Origin of the sequence: Polaromonas sp. (assembly GCF_013817205.1) — a bacterium.
Taxonomy (GTDB): Bacteria; Pseudomonadota; Gammaproteobacteria; order Burkholderiales; family Burkholderiaceae_C; genus Polaromonas.
On record NZ_JACDDD010000088.1, the window covers coordinates 1 to 14889 of the forward strand.

The 14889-nt window shown below is 58.3% G+C and carries 15 protein-coding genes and 1 tRNA gene; 9 read left to right on the forward strand and 7 right to left on the reverse strand.

Annotation, left to right across the window (positions count from 1 at the left end; genetic code table 11):
- From H0W47_RS16085 to H0W47_RS16105, 5 genes are all read right to left on the reverse strand, one after another.
- Window positions 1-296 (reverse strand): SDR family NAD(P)-dependent oxidoreductase (locus H0W47_RS16085; RefSeq protein WP_296926202.1); only part of this gene is annotated, 296 nt, incomplete at its 3' end.
- Between the two features lie 37 nt (window positions 297-333).
- Entirely contained in the window at window positions 334-1179 is an 846-nt protein-coding gene (locus H0W47_RS16090) for an enoyl-CoA hydratase/isomerase family protein (protein ID WP_296926203.1), read from the reverse strand.
- A gap of 64 nt (window positions 1180-1243) precedes the next feature.
- Window positions 1244-2020: a ferredoxin--NADP reductase gene (locus tag H0W47_RS16095; RefSeq protein ID WP_296926204.1), complete on the reverse strand. Its 777-nt coding sequence runs from the start codon at window positions 2018-2020 to the stop codon at window positions 1244-1246.
- A gap of 11 nt (window positions 2021-2031) precedes the next feature.
- Window positions 2032-2361: a ferredoxin FdxA gene (fdxA, locus tag H0W47_RS16100; RefSeq protein ID WP_296926205.1), complete on the reverse strand. Its 330-nt coding sequence runs from the start codon at window positions 2359-2361 to the stop codon at window positions 2032-2034.
- Window positions 2358-4688, reverse strand: coding sequence for a molybdopterin-dependent oxidoreductase (locus H0W47_RS16105; protein WP_296926206.1), 2331 nt, complete (start codon window positions 4686-4688; stop codon window positions 2358-2360). Before H0W47_RS16105 ends, fdxA begins: the two co-directional genes overlap by 4 nt.
- 106 nt (window positions 4689-4794) lie before the next feature.
- On the opposite strand from H0W47_RS16105, the gene H0W47_RS16110 reads away from it, so the two are divergent.
- From H0W47_RS16110 to H0W47_RS16150, 9 genes are all read left to right on the forward strand, one after another.
- A complete protein-coding gene (locus tag H0W47_RS16110; RefSeq protein ID WP_296926207.1) occupies window positions 4795-5385 on the forward strand; it encodes a TetR/AcrR family transcriptional regulator in 591 nt (196 codons plus the stop codon).
- Between the two features lie 27 nt (window positions 5386-5412).
- The gene (locus tag H0W47_RS16115) at window positions 5413-6141 is read left to right on the forward strand and encodes an SDR family oxidoreductase (protein ID WP_296926208.1); all 729 of its coding nucleotides are present in this window, start codon (window positions 5413-5415) and stop codon (window positions 6139-6141) included.
- Window positions 6142-6186: 45 nt separating this feature from the next.
- Window positions 6187-6804, forward strand: a complete 618-nt coding sequence (locus H0W47_RS16120; RefSeq protein ID WP_296926209.1) for a 2-hydroxychromene-2-carboxylate isomerase — start codon at window positions 6187-6189, stop codon at window positions 6802-6804.
- Between the two features lie 277 nt (window positions 6805-7081).
- Entirely contained in the window at window positions 7082-8338 is a 1257-nt protein-coding gene (locus tag H0W47_RS16125; RefSeq protein ID WP_296926210.1) for a hypothetical protein, read from the forward strand.
- Entirely contained in the window at window positions 8335-9123 is a 789-nt protein-coding gene (locus H0W47_RS16130) for a hypothetical protein (RefSeq protein ID WP_296926211.1), read from the forward strand. Before H0W47_RS16125 ends, H0W47_RS16130 begins: the two co-directional genes overlap by 4 nt.
- A gap of 199 nt (window positions 9124-9322) precedes the next feature.
- Complete coding sequence (locus H0W47_RS16135) at window positions 9323-9580, forward strand: AlpA family transcriptional regulator (RefSeq protein WP_296926212.1); 258 nt, start codon at window positions 9323-9325, stop codon at window positions 9578-9580.
- Window positions 9581-9677: 97 nt separating this feature from the next.
- The gene (locus H0W47_RS16140) at window positions 9678-12563 is read left to right on the forward strand and encodes a hypothetical protein (protein WP_296926214.1); all 2886 of its coding nucleotides are present in this window, start codon (window positions 9678-9680) and stop codon (window positions 12561-12563) included.
- The gene (locus tag H0W47_RS16145; RefSeq protein WP_296926216.1) at window positions 12563-12916 is read left to right on the forward strand and encodes a hypothetical protein; all 354 of its coding nucleotides are present in this window, start codon (window positions 12563-12565) and stop codon (window positions 12914-12916) included. The genes H0W47_RS16140 and H0W47_RS16145 overlap by 1 nt, the downstream gene beginning before the upstream one ends.
- Window positions 12917-13854: 938 nt before the next feature.
- The gene (locus tag H0W47_RS16150; protein ID WP_296926217.1) at window positions 13855-14097 is read left to right on the forward strand and encodes a hypothetical protein; all 243 of its coding nucleotides are present in this window, start codon (window positions 13855-13857) and stop codon (window positions 14095-14097) included.
- Between the two features lie 292 nt (window positions 14098-14389).
- Here H0W47_RS16150 and H0W47_RS16155 read toward each other — a convergent pair.
- Both H0W47_RS16155 and H0W47_RS16160 read right to left on the reverse strand, forming a co-directional pair.
- A tRNA-Arg gene (locus H0W47_RS16155) sits at window positions 14390-14466 on the reverse strand.
- A 34-nt stretch (window positions 14467-14500) separates the two neighbouring features.
- Window positions 14501-14722, reverse strand: a complete 222-nt coding sequence (locus H0W47_RS16160; protein ID WP_296926219.1) for a hypothetical protein — start codon at window positions 14720-14722, stop codon at window positions 14501-14503.
- Window positions 14723-14889 lie beyond the last annotated feature (167 nt).

Genomic DNA, 14889 nt, shown 5'->3' on the forward strand with positions numbered 1-14889 from the left:
CCATACGGACCGCGCGTTCGCGTACTTCGGGGGAAAACTTGTTTGATTTCTTCATGGCTCCATCTTCTCAAAGGTTGGAGCCTCCTCAATTCCCGGGGCGATTCAGCATCTCCAATGACTGCAGTCGCCGCGCCACCTGCAATTCGAATTTCAGCAGCTTCCTTTTCAACACGTTCGGCAGTACGACCTGCAACAACCACGTGCAAACCTTCCCATGCAAATCTCCTGGCCAAAGCAGCACCTAAACCATGGCTTGCGCCGACACCAACTACTAACGCTGATCTCTTAAGTTCCATTTGGTATTCCTCGACAAATAGGTTTCATCCCGCAATTTCATGCATGGGGAGGACTTTGTTCTGCTAAACGCGCCAATGCTGCGCCCAAGTGGAGCTCTACCTCTCCACCAGAAATCGCATCCTGGCTCAATAGCCATTTGACGCGATTGGCCACCTCGGGTGTTTTCATCAAGACCTGGAATCGTTCGCTTTCATCGGTCAAAAGTACCTCTGACGTGGCTGTCGCTGCATTTACCATTTCCTTTGCGTGCTTGATACCAGCCGCCGGGAAATTGGCAATGCGGTTTGCCAAGCGATTCACATGCATGCTCAACTCATCGTCAGGCAATGCCCGATTAATCCAACCATATTGCTGCGCCTCTTCTGCGCTGTAGTCATCGCTTGAAAGGATCACTTCCAAAGCTCTTGCCCGGCCTATCAGTGCAGGCAAGCGCTGTGTACCACCCGCACCGGGTAGCAGCCCGCTGCCCACTTCGGGCTGGCCGAAGATGGCGCGTTCCTGTGATGCAAAGCGCATGTCCAGCGCCAAAGCGAATTCGCCGCCGGCACCGCGAGTACGGCCGCGAATTTCACCGATGGTCACTTGCGGTAACTGGCTTAAGCGCAGGTAGAGCGCAGTCAACGGGGACATGCCGCGACGTGGCTCGCCACTGCTGGGCTGCCCAATAACCCCCGACATATCGAAATGGTTCACATAGAAATCAGTGTGCGCACTGCGGAAAACTACGACGCGGGTTACTTCGTCTTTCGACAACGTGTCAACCAATGCCATAAGCTCAACGACAAATGCACGGTCAACCAGGTTGGTGGGCGGATTATTGATTGTGATAGTGGCGACTCCGCCGTTGTCGACGCGCTTGAAAATGGGAGATGCAATAGTCATTGGGGGCCTACTTTTGGTTTGGAAATTTGTTTTTGAAAGAAAATTTTGGTCGGTATGGTGTTGCTTATTGCTCCACAAATGCGCGCTCTACCACGTAGTCACCGGGCGTCGTGGTGCTTCCCTCGACAAAGCCGTGCGCATCCAGCAGTTCGCGCATATCCTTGTTCAGCGCCGGACTGCCGCAAATCATGATGCGGTCGTGGGCGGCATCCAATTTGGGCAAGCCCAGATCAGTTTGCAGTTTGCCGCTGGTAAACAGGTCGGTCGCGCGACCTCGGTTTTTAAAGGGTTCACGTGTCACGCTGGGGTAGTACAGCAACTGTGCCTTGACGGATTCACCGAGGAACTCATCGCTGGGTAGGTCCACGTTGATGAAGTCGCTATAGGCCAGTTCGTTCACCTCGCGCACGCCATGGAACAGGATGACCTTTTCGTACTTTTCGTAGGTGGCCGGATCGCGGATCAGACACAGGAACGGAGCCAAACCGGTTCCAGTGCCGATGAGATACAAATATTTGCCGGGCAGCAGGTAGTCAATCAGCAGCGTGCCGGTGGGCTTGCGGCCAACGACGATCTTGTCGCCCACCTTGATGTGCTGCAGGCGTGAAGTCAGCGGACCGTCCTGAACCTTGATACTGAAGAATTCCAGATGGTCTTCGTAGTTGGCGCTGACGATGCTGTATGCACGCAGCAGCGGCTTGCCGCTTTCCAGACGCAGGCCGATCATGGTGAAGTGCCCATTGGAGAAACGCAGCGACTGGTCGCGGGTGGTTTTAAAGCTGAACAGCCGGTCGGTCCAGTGATGGACGCTCAATACGGTTTCTTCTAAAAATGCACTCATGTTGGCTTGATTCAATAGGTTAGTTGTGAGAGCTTGCCGGTCTTGTCTTTCCACTCCGGTGCTTCTGGCAGGGGTGCCTTGCGCTTTGAAATGGCCTTCCAGGTTGGCAACTTGGCCAGTTCCGCGTTCAGCGCGGTCATGTGGCATTGGTCGGCGGGCACGTCCTCTTCGGCATAGATGGCATTGACCGGACACTCGGGAATGCAGACCGCGCAGTCGATGCATTCATCGGGATCAATAGTGAGGAAATTGGGGCCTTCCAGGAAGCAGTCCACAGGGCACACGTCTACGCAATCGGTGTACTTGCACTTGATGCAGCTTTCAGTCACGACGTGGGTCATGCCACGCTCCTTTCTTGGGTTGGATTGATTGCTTTTTCCAGCCGTACCGGCACGTACTTGTGCCAAGGGGTTCCCACAAACGGATCCCTATCGGCGGTGTTGGTGAGTTCGTTGAGCGAAACACCCCGCCGATCCAGCGTGCCGTCGGCGCGTCGGTAGTCGATGCCGTGTCCGTTGGGCAGGGACACGTGGCCGCTCTGAAGTTCGTCGGTGAGTTCTATCGGTGCTTGAGCACTTCCGCGCGGTGTTGTGAGCGTGATCCAGTCACCTTCTGCGCAACCCAAGGCGCTCGCATCTTGCGGGTGTATGCGCAAAATTCCAAAGTCACCCTTTTTGTGCCAGTCCGGATTGCGGATGGATGTATTGCTGGTGTCGTTGCGCCGCTCCCCGGATGACAAGATGAATGGATAGAGCGGATCTTTGTGTGGGAGATTGGAGTCCAGGCTTTCGAGCTCTGCCAACATTTCTTCAATGCAGAGATTGATTTTGTTGTCCAGCAGGCGGATCGCTTTCCAGCTATCAGAGTATTTGCTCAAGGCAAAGATGACCCCAGAAGGGCTGCCCAAGATAGCGTCAAACAGCTTGTTTCCAGCCATCAGGGGATTGCCGCCAAAGCCTGCACCTTGAGCCGCCGCTGCCTGGTTGCGCACGTAGACCTGACAAATGCCCCACAGGGATGCGGCGGGTGCAAGTCGCGCTGGCATGGTCGCGCCCAAGCTGCGGTAGATGACGACCGGTGCATAGCGGGCGACCTTTTTGTCGCGCTTTGACTTCCAGGCGAACGCCAGGCCGTACGCAGTCGTTCCCAAACGCGCAGCCAGCCGCAGGACCCGATACTGTCGCTCGCTGGTTTCGCCCAGCGCTTCCACCAGGCGCGCGTGGATTTCTGCTTCCGTGAGCGTGCCAGCGCGCGGCGGGAAGTGGGGTTGCCGCAGCTGAAAGCCATTGCGGGGAAACTCCAGGTTGAAGAAGGTGGCTTCGGCCTTCTCAAATTGGCTTGTCGCCGGCAGCACGTAGTCTGCCTGCATGGCGGTTTCGGTCATCGCCACGTCAATCACCACGCTGCATTCAAGCTTACGCAGGGCCTCGCGCATGCGCTTGCTGTCGGCCAGAGAGTGCACCGGATTGGAGCTTTCAATAAACATGGCCCGAAAACGCTTTGGGTGCGTAGTGAGAATTTCCTCGGGGATGACGTTGCATGGAATGAGTCCCATGACGACTTTGGACGCCGTCACAGGGCTTTTGGCCCAGGGCTTGGGTGCGGCTGATGCTGTCGGAGCTTTTCTGACCTTCGTGGAGTCCCTGTTGACGGATGACAAATTCAATAACGGTACAAAGGCATTGTTGGTGCCCGCCCGGGCGTAGTTTCCGGTCAATAGCCAGACCAGGCGATTGAGGTAGCTGTTGAGTGTGGAGTGCAGATTCATTTGAACCCCGAGGTCTTCAATCATCGAAACACTCTTGGCACTCGCGATTCGAGCCGCTGCACGGCGAAGCAGGGACTCTTCTACGCCGCAGGTTTCTGCATATTGGGCGACTGGGATCTTTTGAAGAACTTCGGCTACGCGCTGGTACCCTGTGGTGTGCTCCTCAAGCCAGGCATTGGCTGTGAGTTTTTCTTGCACCAGAATGGCGGCCAGTGCAGTAAGGCACCACGCGTCAGTGCCAGGACGAACCGCTAGGTGAAACTCAGCCATGGCTGCTGTTTCGCTCTTGCGCGGGTCGATGACGATCATCGCGCGCTGGGGGTCATGCTGAATTTCACGCAGCACCGCCCGGGTGCGTGCAAAGCCATGCGATTGCCAGGGATTTTTGCCTAAAAAGACGGCCACTTCGCAGTGCTCGAAATCGCCATGCACGCCCACGCCCATCATCTTTCCCTGCACCCAGGCCTCCCCGGTTTTCTCTTGCGCCAGCGCGTTCGAGCGGTATTGGATGCCCAGCGCCTTGATGGTGCTGTCCGCATAGGTGCCGCCCAGATGATTGCCCTGGCTACCACCGCCGTAATACAAAATGCTCTCGCCACCGTGCTTTGCTTTGATGGCTGCCAACTTCTCAGCGATTTCCGCGATGGCAGTGTCCCAGTCAATGTTTTCGTAGCTGCCGTCGGGTCTGCGTCGCTTGGGCGAATCAATTCGGTCAGCGCCATTTTGGTAGTAGTCCATGCGCTGCGACTTTTCGCAGATGTAACCCTGAGAGATGGGGTGCGACTTGTCACCGCGAATCTTGGTGATTCTTCCAGCCTCCGTTTTGATGTCCAGCCCGCAGTTGAGCGAGCAAATGATGCACGCTGTCTTCTTCCATTCGTCTGTGCCGGTCGTACTCATCTGGTGCCCCTTGAATTGAATGCAGCAATCGCTTGCATTGTTGGATAATGATTGTTATCCTATGTCCAGGCGCTCTTGCCGTCAAGCAAATTTTTGGAACTCAACCATGCGTTACACCCAGGAATACAAGGATTCAGCCAAGCAGCGACTCGTTGCTGCTGGCGGTAGCCATGCCAAGCAGCATGGGTTTGGTGTCAGTGGAATGGCGGACTTAGCCGCAGCAGCCGGTGTCACGACAGGCTCGCTCTACAAGCACTTTGGGGGCAAAGCCGATTTGTTTGCCTCCCTCATTTCAGCCGAGCTAAAACGCACGGCGCAGATGTATGACGCCATCGATCCAGCGGACCGCGCGGGGGCCGTCAAATCGATCACCTCCTATTTGAGTCTCAAACACGTCCAGCATCCAGAGCGGGGTTGTCCCTTGCCCAGTCTGACGTCAGAGGTTGCACGCGCCGACCCGTTGGTGCGCGATGCGTTTCAACAAGGCATGCAGGAGATACACGCCAACGTCAAAAAATTCACCGGGTCGGCGGACGATGCTTGGACCCTGATCGCGCAGAACGTGGGGGCGGTCATGATCGCGCGTGCGCTCTCCGACGAAAAATTGCAGCGTGAACTGCTGGCGGCGCTGCGCCGCTCTGCCGAGCGGCTGCTGAACAAAGAGTCTGAAGATCACACCGGACGAAAAACCCTGTAAACGCATTTCACACAAGGAGTACTTGCTATGGAACAAAAAAAGGTCATCTTGGTCATTGGCGCAGGCGACGCTACGGGCGGCGCCATTGCGCGACGCTTTGCCCGCGAGGGGTATATCGCCTGCGTGACCCGGCGCAGCGAAGACAAACTGCAGCCGCTGGTGGAGCAAATCCGAGCTGAAGGCGGTGTGGCGTATGCCTTTGGAAGTGACGCCCGCAAGGAAGAGGAGATGGTGGCGTTGATCGAAAAGATTGAGCGCGACATCGGTCCCATCGACGTAGCAGTTTTCAATATCGGTGCCAATGTGCGTTTCAGCATCACTGAAACCACGTCACGGGTGTACCAAAAAGTGTGGGAAATGGCGTGCTTTGGCGGCTTCCTTATGGGACGGGAAGTCACCAAGGTCATGCTGCCGCGGGGTCGTGGAACCATCATCTTTACCGGTGCCACGGCAAGTTTGCGTGGACGTGAAGGGTTTGCGGCCTTTGCCGGGGCCAAGCACGCATTGCGCGCACTGGCGCAGAGCATGGCGCGCGAGTTGTGGCCCAAGGGCATTCATGTAGCTCACCCAATTATCGACGGCGCCATTGATACCGAATTCATACGCACCAATGCACCGGAGAAGTATGCGCAAAAAGACATCGACGGCATTTTGAATCCGGACCACATCGCAGAAACTTATTGGCAGATCCACCAGCAGCCGCGCGACGCGTGGACGCATGAGACCGAATTGCGTCCTTGGAATGAGCCTTGGTAAGCGGTTAAAACTTCAAAGTTTCAACAACACACTTAGAAAAAACCTATGAATGCACCAGTTCAATTTCTGTTCGACTTTGGTAGCCCCAATGCTTATCTTTGCCACAAAGTGCTGCCGGAAATGGAGCGGCGTACCGGTATAGCGGTGCAATATGTACCCATCCTTCTGGGGGGGCTGTTCAAGCTCAGCAATAACCGATCTCCCGCAGTGACGACTGCTGATATCGCGAACAAACGTGCCTACAACGCGCTGGAGATGAAGCGGTTCATCTCCAAACACCAAATCACCAAGTTCAAATTTAACTCATTCTTCCCTGTCAACACGTTGCCCATCATGCGAGGAGCGGTAGCCGCACAAGAGATAGGATGCTTTGCCCCCTATGTGGATGTAATGTTTGCGGCGATGTGGGAGCAAGTGCGCAATCTCAACGAAATGGCTGAGATTTTGGCCGTTCTCCAGGACGCAGGATTGGATGCCAAGCGACTGTTGGAGGGTGTTCAAAGTGCGGACGTCAAAGAAAAATTGATGGCTAATACGCAAAGTGCCTTCGAGCGCGGGGCATTTGGTTCCCCCACGTTCTTTGTGGGGAATGAGATGTACTTTGGCAAAGACCGGCTAGTCGAGCTTGAGCAGGAAATCATCAAACAGTCGGCGCTCTCCTAGTCTTCCACAATTGCATCCGTTCTTGCCTAGCATGGTATCGCCACGTTACGCGTTTCTTTACCCTAGGCTTTTCGGTTGTTGAGACGCGGCAATCGCCACTAGTATTGGCCAGCAGAATTTTTCTGACGGAGAGCCAGCAACGCGCTGACCGTTCAGTAGTCGAAGAATTAAAAGGTATCGGCCACGCCTAATTTTAATGCTTCAATGTACAGTAAAGTCCAAGGGCATCCGATGGCGTAGGCACCACCTTGGCACCCCCATCCCAGGGAGAAAAATAATGGCCCGTCACTACTCAACCCGCGACTTTTTCAGGCAGATGCCCAACGCATTGTTAGCCCGCTACTTTGCCGCGCGCGGCGTCTTTGGCGAGTTCGACTTTGCTGCCATGTCCGAAACCCGGCATGACGAGTTGTTTGCCGCCTGGCTGGCCTTGCCAGAAGCCCAGCGCAACACCATGGATGCGGAGTTTCGCGACATCTTCGAGATGAGTTGCGAGAAGGGTTGCCACGCCATTCTGGACGAGGCCAAATGGCACCTGGATCATGACGCAGACCCCAACGCCGCCGATGCCTTCGCTGAAAAGCTGGCCGCGCTGGTCAACCACTTTGAGCGCGCCATGGTCATCTATCTGGACCACAACCTGTTTTGGCGCGGTGCCACGCATTTCTACCATGCAGACACACTGTCGCACTGGCGCAAGCGCAAGAACCTGCCGCACAACGCCGCTTCGGTGGATGCCACCAGCATCTGGACGCTGGCCAACAGCATCCGCACCTATTTTCACCACACCGAAGGCCGGGGCAACAACTGCGTGGTGGAGCCCTTTCGACGCGGCGACCGCGACTACTTCTTTGCCTACCCCGAAGACTATTCACAACAAAGCCCGGAGTGGGTCGATGGGCAGTTTGGCATTCGCCCACACAACCCGGCGTTTGAGGTGATTTTTGTTTACTCGCAATCTGAAGGCTCGTTGGACCTGAACTATCGCGGCTCCTACAAGGCCATAGAACCGCTGCAGGCCATGTTTGCCGCCGCCGTTCTGCAATTGCCAGAGCTGCCGCCTGACCCCAAAGACTCGCGGGTGTATGACCTGGGGCCGCTGAGACAGCGCAATTTTGAATTCACCTACGAGCTGGGCAGCGGCATTGAAAGCGTTGTCGTCAAAAAGCTGCGCCTGTCATCACGGGCGACCAAGGGCGAACGCATCTCGCTGGAAGCCGACACCAGCCAAAACCCGCAAGCCGTGTACGCCTTGCTGGATCGCATCCAAACCGCGATGCCCATGGCCCAGTACAGCGTCACCCAAGTGGACTTGGCCGTATCCATGGTGGTGGAGGCCGACCGGCCACCCAAGACGGTGAACATCCACATCACCTACCCTAACTCCTGCTCGCTCAAGTACGACGAGTTGGGCCTGAAACTGCGCGACATGCTCAATGCCTCGGGTATAGAACCCCGCGAACCCGCTGACCTGGCCACGCATGACGCCCCCACGGTCCAGGCACCAACACCTGTAGCCGCACTGGTGGAATGACGCCGCAAGCCGCCTTGACTGAATTGCTGGGCCGCGTAGGCGCGCGCCTTGGCGAGTCCGTCACGGTCAGCACGGAAGAGTTGAACCAGTGGCCCACGGTGGCGGTGGCCGCCCTGAAGTCACAGGGTTTGCTACTGAAGGCACGCCCCGCCAAAAGCGTTGACTGCCCTGGCTGCGAACAGGAATGCAACATGCCCGTGCATACAGTGGCACGCGCCAACGCACCCGCCGCATCCTTCGTGGTGTGTGACAAGCGCAGCGACATCAACCGCGTGGCCATCCCCGCCGCACGGCTGGCCCTTTGGCGTTGCGATGCCAAAGCGGTGTGCGGATTTGTTGCCGCCAGTCTTGGCCTTCAACAAACCACCGTGCAGCAGTCCGAAGGCCGTTTGCTGCCCATTGGCATGGCGCGAGGGAACAAGCGCACCCAGATGTTATGCCTGCGCGTGCAGGGGCAGTTGGCGCTGGTAGTGGGTGCGGATGCGATCCCGCTGGCGGATGTCGTCGCCTTCGAGAATGGCAGCTTCACGCTGAATCATGCGGTGATTCGCCAAACGGTGGACGCAGCCACCACCGCCGACTCGCGCCACACGCCCAGCACCGCCAAGCGCGAGGCACGCAAGATCGATACGCAAGCCATGTATGTCGCCTGGCAAAAGGCGTACCGCGCTCTGCTCAAGAAGAGTCCGGGTAAATCGGACGTTTGGTATTCGCAGCAGATCGCCAAGACCACCATTGCGCAAGGTCGCGACGCCAGCACCATCAAAAAGAACATGATTTCTTGAAATAGTTGGGCGGAAAGTTTTCGCCCAACTATTACGCCTGACAGCGCTTCCTTTCGCGGTGTTCTGTTCCAGGCCGCGCATCCCTCTTTCCCTCTGAAACGCCACTCACAGCACGCCGCCGCGTGGGCCTTTTATCGCCCAAAACGCCCAAACAAACTTGCGTCTGAGTTCATTCCATACCCGTCAAAGAGGATCCAACATGACGACTACCATCCTGCGTATCCCCGCCGCCAAAACCCAATCGGGCTATTCTCGCTCCACCATCTACCTGCGCATTGCGCAAGGTTTGTGGACCAAACCCGTCAGCCTGGGGCCGCGCGCCGTCGGCTGGCCGTCCAACGAAATTGCAGCGCTGAATGCCGCGCGCATTTCCGGCAAGACTGATACCCAAATCCGCGAGCTGGTCCAGTCGCTGCACACCAAGCGCAAAGAGCTGATGACAGCTTTGGGGCTGTAAAAATGAAGGCCGCTCTTCATGCCCTCGCCTATTGGCTGATCCAGTCCGCGCCTTATGCCGTTGCCATCCTTTTGGGTGTTGCATTGAAAGGGTGTGTATGAACGACCTTACCGAAAATCTCGCAACCTCAGACAACTCTCGCAACTGCGAAGAGCCGCCCAAACTGCCACTGGCCTTTACCGTCATTACCGGCATCCAACCGTCCCGCCTGACCAAGATCATCGGCCTGAACGCCAATGGCGGCATGCGCAAGGAAACATCCGCCATGCTCAGCCGGGGCCAGGCGCAACGTGTGGTCGTGGCTGATTTGAACGGCCTCAAATCTCATTTGGAGTCCCTGAGCAGTGCCCAGGCAGTCACTTGGGGCGTTACCAAAGACGATGCGGTGGCCGTTTGCACCCAGGCGGATACCGAGGCACAAGAAGCAGGTGCCATCGCCCGCACCCGCGAGAACTTCAAGTTCCTGGCCGCGCCGGGCGTGATGATGTTGGACCACGATGGTTTGCCCGATGGCGAACTGTCGCCATTGCAGTTTCGTGATCGTTTGATTGCTGCCGCACCGGCGCTTGCCAATGCCGCCATCCTCTGGCGGCCCAGCGCGTCGGCCGGTTGTATGTCGCCGGACGGCGGTATTTTGTCCGGCCTGACCCGACACCGCCTGTACATCCCGGTGGTCGATGCCACGCTGATTCCCGAAGCGGGCAAAGCCTTGGAGGCCCTGCTGTGGGCCACGCCGGGTGCAGGCTGGTGCGACATTGGCGTCGCGGGCCAACGCTTGGCACGTTGCCTGGTCGATGTGTCGGTATGGCAGCCTGAGCGGCTGGACTTTGCCGGACCGTCGGTGCTGGTCGACGGGGTTACCCGTGCTGGGGTTGAAGGGGTGATCTACGGTGATGCTGCGGCCCAGTTCAACCTGCGCCTGCTGATTGACAGCGCCACGCTCTCCATCAAGAAGCAAGCCCAAGCAGGACTCAAGGGCGCACGCGCAGCGGTAGCCGAGAAGTGCGACACCGCTAGGCGCAACTGGGTAACAGACAAGGCCCCCGCCCTGGCGCAACGCCGTGGCATCAAGCTGGCACAGGCCACCAACGTGTTGGAGCGCGCTGCGGTGCATCAGGTGCTGATGGGTGACTTTGAACTCACTTGCGCCGACGGCCAAGTGGTGAACGTGGCGCAGCTATTGGACAACCCGCACCGCTGGCACAACGCCCGGTTTGCCGATCCTCTGGACCCGGATGCAGACAAGCGTGTGGCAGTGGCCCGCCTGCTCAATGGCACACGGCCAGACCTGTTTTCACACCGGCATGGCGGCATGCGTTACGAGTTGCGCCGCCAGTCGGCGCGGGTTCAATTGGGCCGAGGTATGCGGGTGGATTCCACCGACGCGGTGCTGCAAGTCTTGCGCGACCGCAGTGAGCTGTTTGACTTTGGCACCAATGCCATTGCCTTTGTTGCCGACGGCAAGGCCACGCCAGTCAGCCGCGACTGGCTGGTGGACCACGCGGGCCGGGTGGCTGAGTTCTACAGTGTCAAGACTGATCGCGATGACGACGGCAACGTCACCTCTACGCGCGAGATTGCCGAAGACGCACCCACCTACATTGCCAATGCCATCATTGCCAAACATGGCAGCCGCAACTTCCGCAAGCTGACAGCCGTCACCACAGCACCCACCTTGCGACCGGATGGCAGCGTATTTGACGAACCCGGCCATGACCCGGCGACCGGGCTGATGTACGTCACCACCGAAGCCTATCCGCTGGCCGTACCGTCTGCGCCCACCATTGAGCAAGCCCTGGACGCATTGGCAATGCTGTGGCACCCGATTCGCTTGTTTCCGTTTGCCGATGAGGTTGCCGTCGGCGTCACCTTGGCCGCCATGTTGGCCGCGTGCTTGCGCCCTGCACTGCCTACCTGCCCAGCCACCGGCTTTGATGCCCCAGCGGCGGGCACCGGCAAAACCTTGCTGGCCAAGTGCATCGGCGCACTGGCCACGGGCGGGGATGTGGCCGTGCTGCCGCCCACCAATGAAGAAGACGAATGCCGCAAGCGCCTGTTTGCTGCGCTACGCGGTGGCTCCAAGGTGCTGCTGTGGGACAACGTGCGCGAGCCGCTGGGCAACTCGGTGATTGACTCGTTCTTGACATCGTCCCTGTTTGCCGACCGCGTGCTGGGTGTTTCGGAGAATGTGGAGTTGCCCAATCGTTCCCTGTTTCTGGTATCGGGCAACAACCTGGTTTTGACAGGCGACACCCACCGCCGGATATTGCTGGCGCGGCTTGATGCCCAGATTGAAACGCCCTTCAAACGCGAATTCGAGTTTGACCCGCTCACCGAAGTCTGCAACAACCGCCAAGCCCTCGTGGTAGCCGCGCTGACCATTGTGCGGGCCTACATTGCCGCAGGCAGGCCCAAAGTAGCGACGGGGCGTATCGCCTCGTTTGAGCTGTGGGATGACCTGGTGCGCCAGCCCTTGTGCTGGCTCAGGGAACGCATGTTGGAGTCGGGCCGGGACTTGACGGATTTGCCCCTGTTTGTGGACCCGGCGGATTCCATCGACCGCGCTGCGTCCGAGAACCCGGAAACCTCGAAGCTGGCGGCATTGCTGAATGCCTGGATAGCGACCTTTGGCACCACGCCAACGTCACCTGCGCAGGCCATCACCAAAGCCACAGAACACTTTGGCGCTCAGTCCGTATTGTTCGATGCACTCGACGAGATCGCGGGCCAGAACAGCAAGCTCAATGTGCGGATTTTGGGTCGATGGCTGGAGCGCCACGCCGGACAGCTTTGCACCGGCCTGCGTCTGGTGCTTGCCAATAAGACCAACGGCCTAAAGCGTTGGACAGTCGTTCGCACAGTGGAGCGTGCCGCGACGGACCAGGCCAGCCCCACAGTTGCGAGAGTTGCGCCAAGTTGCGAGATTCAGGACGTTGACGACATAGCGGGTGCAAGTCAGCTTGATGAGGTGGAGATATTTTGATGACCGCACAGCCCGTAGAAGCCGTGGTGGCCCAGCTCACCGACGCCGGTCTGAACCTCTCGCTGGCTCCCGCCGGTGGGCTGGCCGTGGCACCGTCCAGCCACTTGACCGCCGACTTGCGCGACCTCATCCGCAGCAGCAAAGCGCTGTTGATCGACTGGTTGACGGCGGCCAACGATACCGCCAGCCACGCACCTGATCCGCTCGACGATCCCGTGGACTGGAAAGGGCTGGCAGCGGCTTACCAAGCCCACCACTTCAATTGCCCCACTTGCATTGCCGCCGGGCGTGGCAGCCGGTACGGACAACGCTGTGGCGCTGGCATGGCGCTATGGCGGGCGTATTGCGAGTAACCGAAACGCACTTTCCTAAAGTGGTTCGTCGGCTGCATCCAATTGCTGATCAAGCGTCTTCACAACACAATTACATGCCAAATCAGCCTCTAGCCCTTGTAGAACATGCGTTAGCAGCTACTAAATATATAGCATATGCAACGATGATTGCACCTGAAAAGTAAGCCAGCGGCCACGCTGGCTTACAGGCCGTTAGGCCTGTAGCCCCGTATTCCGAGCGTGACAAGCTCCCAAACCTGTAGCAAAACCCAAAGGAGAAGGCGCGCGGGCTGAGGGAGCCCCCACGGGGGGCGGACGGGCAGACCAGCGCGCAGGGCTGATGCCGCGCAGCGGCGAAGCACAAGGGTGGGCGGGGGCACACACGACATGGCTGGCCGCAGGCCACTGACCGACCACACAGCGCGCAGCGCCTGACTGATGCCACAACGCCACGACAACCACAAGGGCGCGCAGACGGCGGCGCGTAGGGCGTGCAACGACCGGGAAGCGCAGACGGCTGTGCGACCGACTCCAGCGAAGGCCACTTTGCATAACGCCTGTTGCCTTCACCCGAAGGGCGCGCAGCGGTGACCGACACCAAGCGGAGCTTTAGCGTAGCGACTGGCGGGCACTGAGGGCAATGCGGCGTTATGTAAAAGCGAAGCGGGTGGCCGTAGCGGGCGTGTGCCACAACTGCTACGAATACGGCTGCCAGGCCGAGCCGCAGGCGACGGCTGATCCAGCACGATGCGCCAGCGAGCCGAGGCCATATCTGCGCCGCAGCGCACTGACCAACACTTGCGCAGCACTGGCGATGTAACTCCCCGGCACCTGTGCGGGGCGCAGCAGCGCCGCGCGCACTGACTGAGACTACAGCGCTGGCAAAACGAAAGCGGTGATGCTGGGTGGACTGGCCCAGAGCGCGCAGCGCAGTTCAATCAAAAAACAGGCCGCCCAGCATGACCGCGCTGCTGGCCGAAGCCACGCGACAGCTTCGTGCTGCCTGGCCATTGCGGTACTCCGCATTGGCCACTGACCAAAGCTACAGACTCACGAAAATGGAAAGCGGTGATGTTGGGTGCGCGGCCACCAGCGCGCAGCGCAGTTCAGAAGGCGGCGCGCCCGGCATGACCGCGCTGGTGGAGGTCACAGACACGCATCGAGTGCCGAAGGTTCGTCACTGTCTGCCGCCGTCGCGGTAGCTGATCAAACCCATGCGCAGCACCTTTTATATGACAAATAGGCCGCTAGCCCTCGTGGAACGTGCGTAAGCAGCTATCAATACAGTAGCAACTCGACGAACATCGAACAAGAGAAAATGCGAGCAACACCGCTGCTGTGCAGACGCTCAGAGTCAGTTCAACTCTTAATCTCGCAGGATTGCTATTCGAGGAAGGTTTGGAGAAACGGCAACCGAACGGCAACCAGAAGAGAAAGAAACGCCACAAAGAAGAAAGGACTTAGCGCCTTTCGACGCTAAGTCCTTGATTCATATGGTGCGGCTGGCAGGAATTGAACCCACGACCCCTTGGTTCGTAGCCAAGTACTCTATCCAACTGAGCTACAGCCGCTAAGCCTCGAATTATAGCGTATTTGGTTCGCGGGTCAGTGCCCCAAACTTGCAACCAGCTTGTCTGCTGCCTGGACGGCTTCCTCACGCGTGGGCCAAGTCCGGTCGCTACCGTGCACAGGGGGCAACGACTCGATGTGAATGACGTCTATGGACCAGGGGCCGTCAGGCAAATGCCACAGCCGGGCCATATAGTGCCGGCCGTTGGCCACGCCGGGGACGTATTCCTCAATAGGCTCCAGTTCTTCCATGTCCATGCAATTTCTTTCCAAAACATTATCCGTAACCCATCGCACGCTAGGGAAGGTCTGCATAACCCCCGCCGCAGCGAGAGTTGCTAGTCAAGAGTTCACAACATGAAACCGGCACAGTGTTCGAGCCGGTTTTCTGGCGATGCTGGCCCGAGTCTGCGTCCGCCTCGACC

What these genes read in the sequence shown, in the direction of transcription:
- H0W47_RS16145 (WP_296926216.1), top strand. Translation starts at nt 12,563, where the DNA reads ATGACCGCACAGCCCGTAGAAGCCGTGGTGGCCCAGCTCACCGACGCC.
- fdxA (WP_296926205.1), bottom strand. Translation starts at nt 2,361, where the DNA reads ATGACCCACGTCGTGACTGAAAGCTGCATCAAGTGCAAGTACACCGAT.
- H0W47_RS16090 (WP_296926203.1), bottom strand. Translation starts at nt 1,179, where the DNA reads ATGACTATTGCATCTCCCATTTTCAAGCGCGTCGACAACGGCGGAGTC.
- H0W47_RS16160 (WP_296926219.1), bottom strand. Translation starts at nt 14,722, where the DNA reads ATGGACATGGAAGAACTGGAGCCTATTGAGGAATACGTCCCCGGCGTG.
- H0W47_RS16095 (WP_296926204.1), bottom strand. Translation starts at nt 2,020, where the DNA reads ATGAGTGCATTTTTAGAAGAAACCGTATTGAGCGTCCATCACTGGACC.
- H0W47_RS16150 (WP_296926217.1), top strand. Translation starts at nt 13,855, where the DNA reads ATGACCGCGCTGCTGGCCGAAGCCACGCGACAGCTTCGTGCTGCCTGG.
- H0W47_RS16130 (WP_296926211.1), top strand. Translation starts at nt 8,335, where the DNA reads ATGACGCCGCAAGCCGCCTTGACTGAATTGCTGGGCCGCGTAGGCGCG.
- H0W47_RS16140 (WP_296926214.1), top strand. Translation starts at nt 9,678, where the DNA reads ATGAACGACCTTACCGAAAATCTCGCAACCTCAGACAACTCTCGCAAC.
- H0W47_RS16135 (WP_296926212.1), top strand. Translation starts at nt 9,323, where the DNA reads ATGACGACTACCATCCTGCGTATCCCCGCCGCCAAAACCCAATCGGGC.
- H0W47_RS16120 (WP_296926209.1), top strand. Translation starts at nt 6,187, where the DNA reads ATGAATGCACCAGTTCAATTTCTGTTCGACTTTGGTAGCCCCAATGCT.
- H0W47_RS16105 (WP_296926206.1), bottom strand. Translation starts at nt 4,688, where the DNA reads ATGAGTACGACCGGCACAGACGAATGGAAGAAGACAGCGTGCATCATT.
- H0W47_RS16110 (WP_296926207.1), top strand. Translation starts at nt 4,795, where the DNA reads ATGCGTTACACCCAGGAATACAAGGATTCAGCCAAGCAGCGACTCGTT.
- H0W47_RS16115 (WP_296926208.1), top strand. Translation starts at nt 5,413, where the DNA reads ATGGAACAAAAAAAGGTCATCTTGGTCATTGGCGCAGGCGACGCTACG.
- H0W47_RS16125 (WP_296926210.1), top strand. Translation starts at nt 7,082, where the DNA reads ATGGCCCGTCACTACTCAACCCGCGACTTTTTCAGGCAGATGCCCAAC.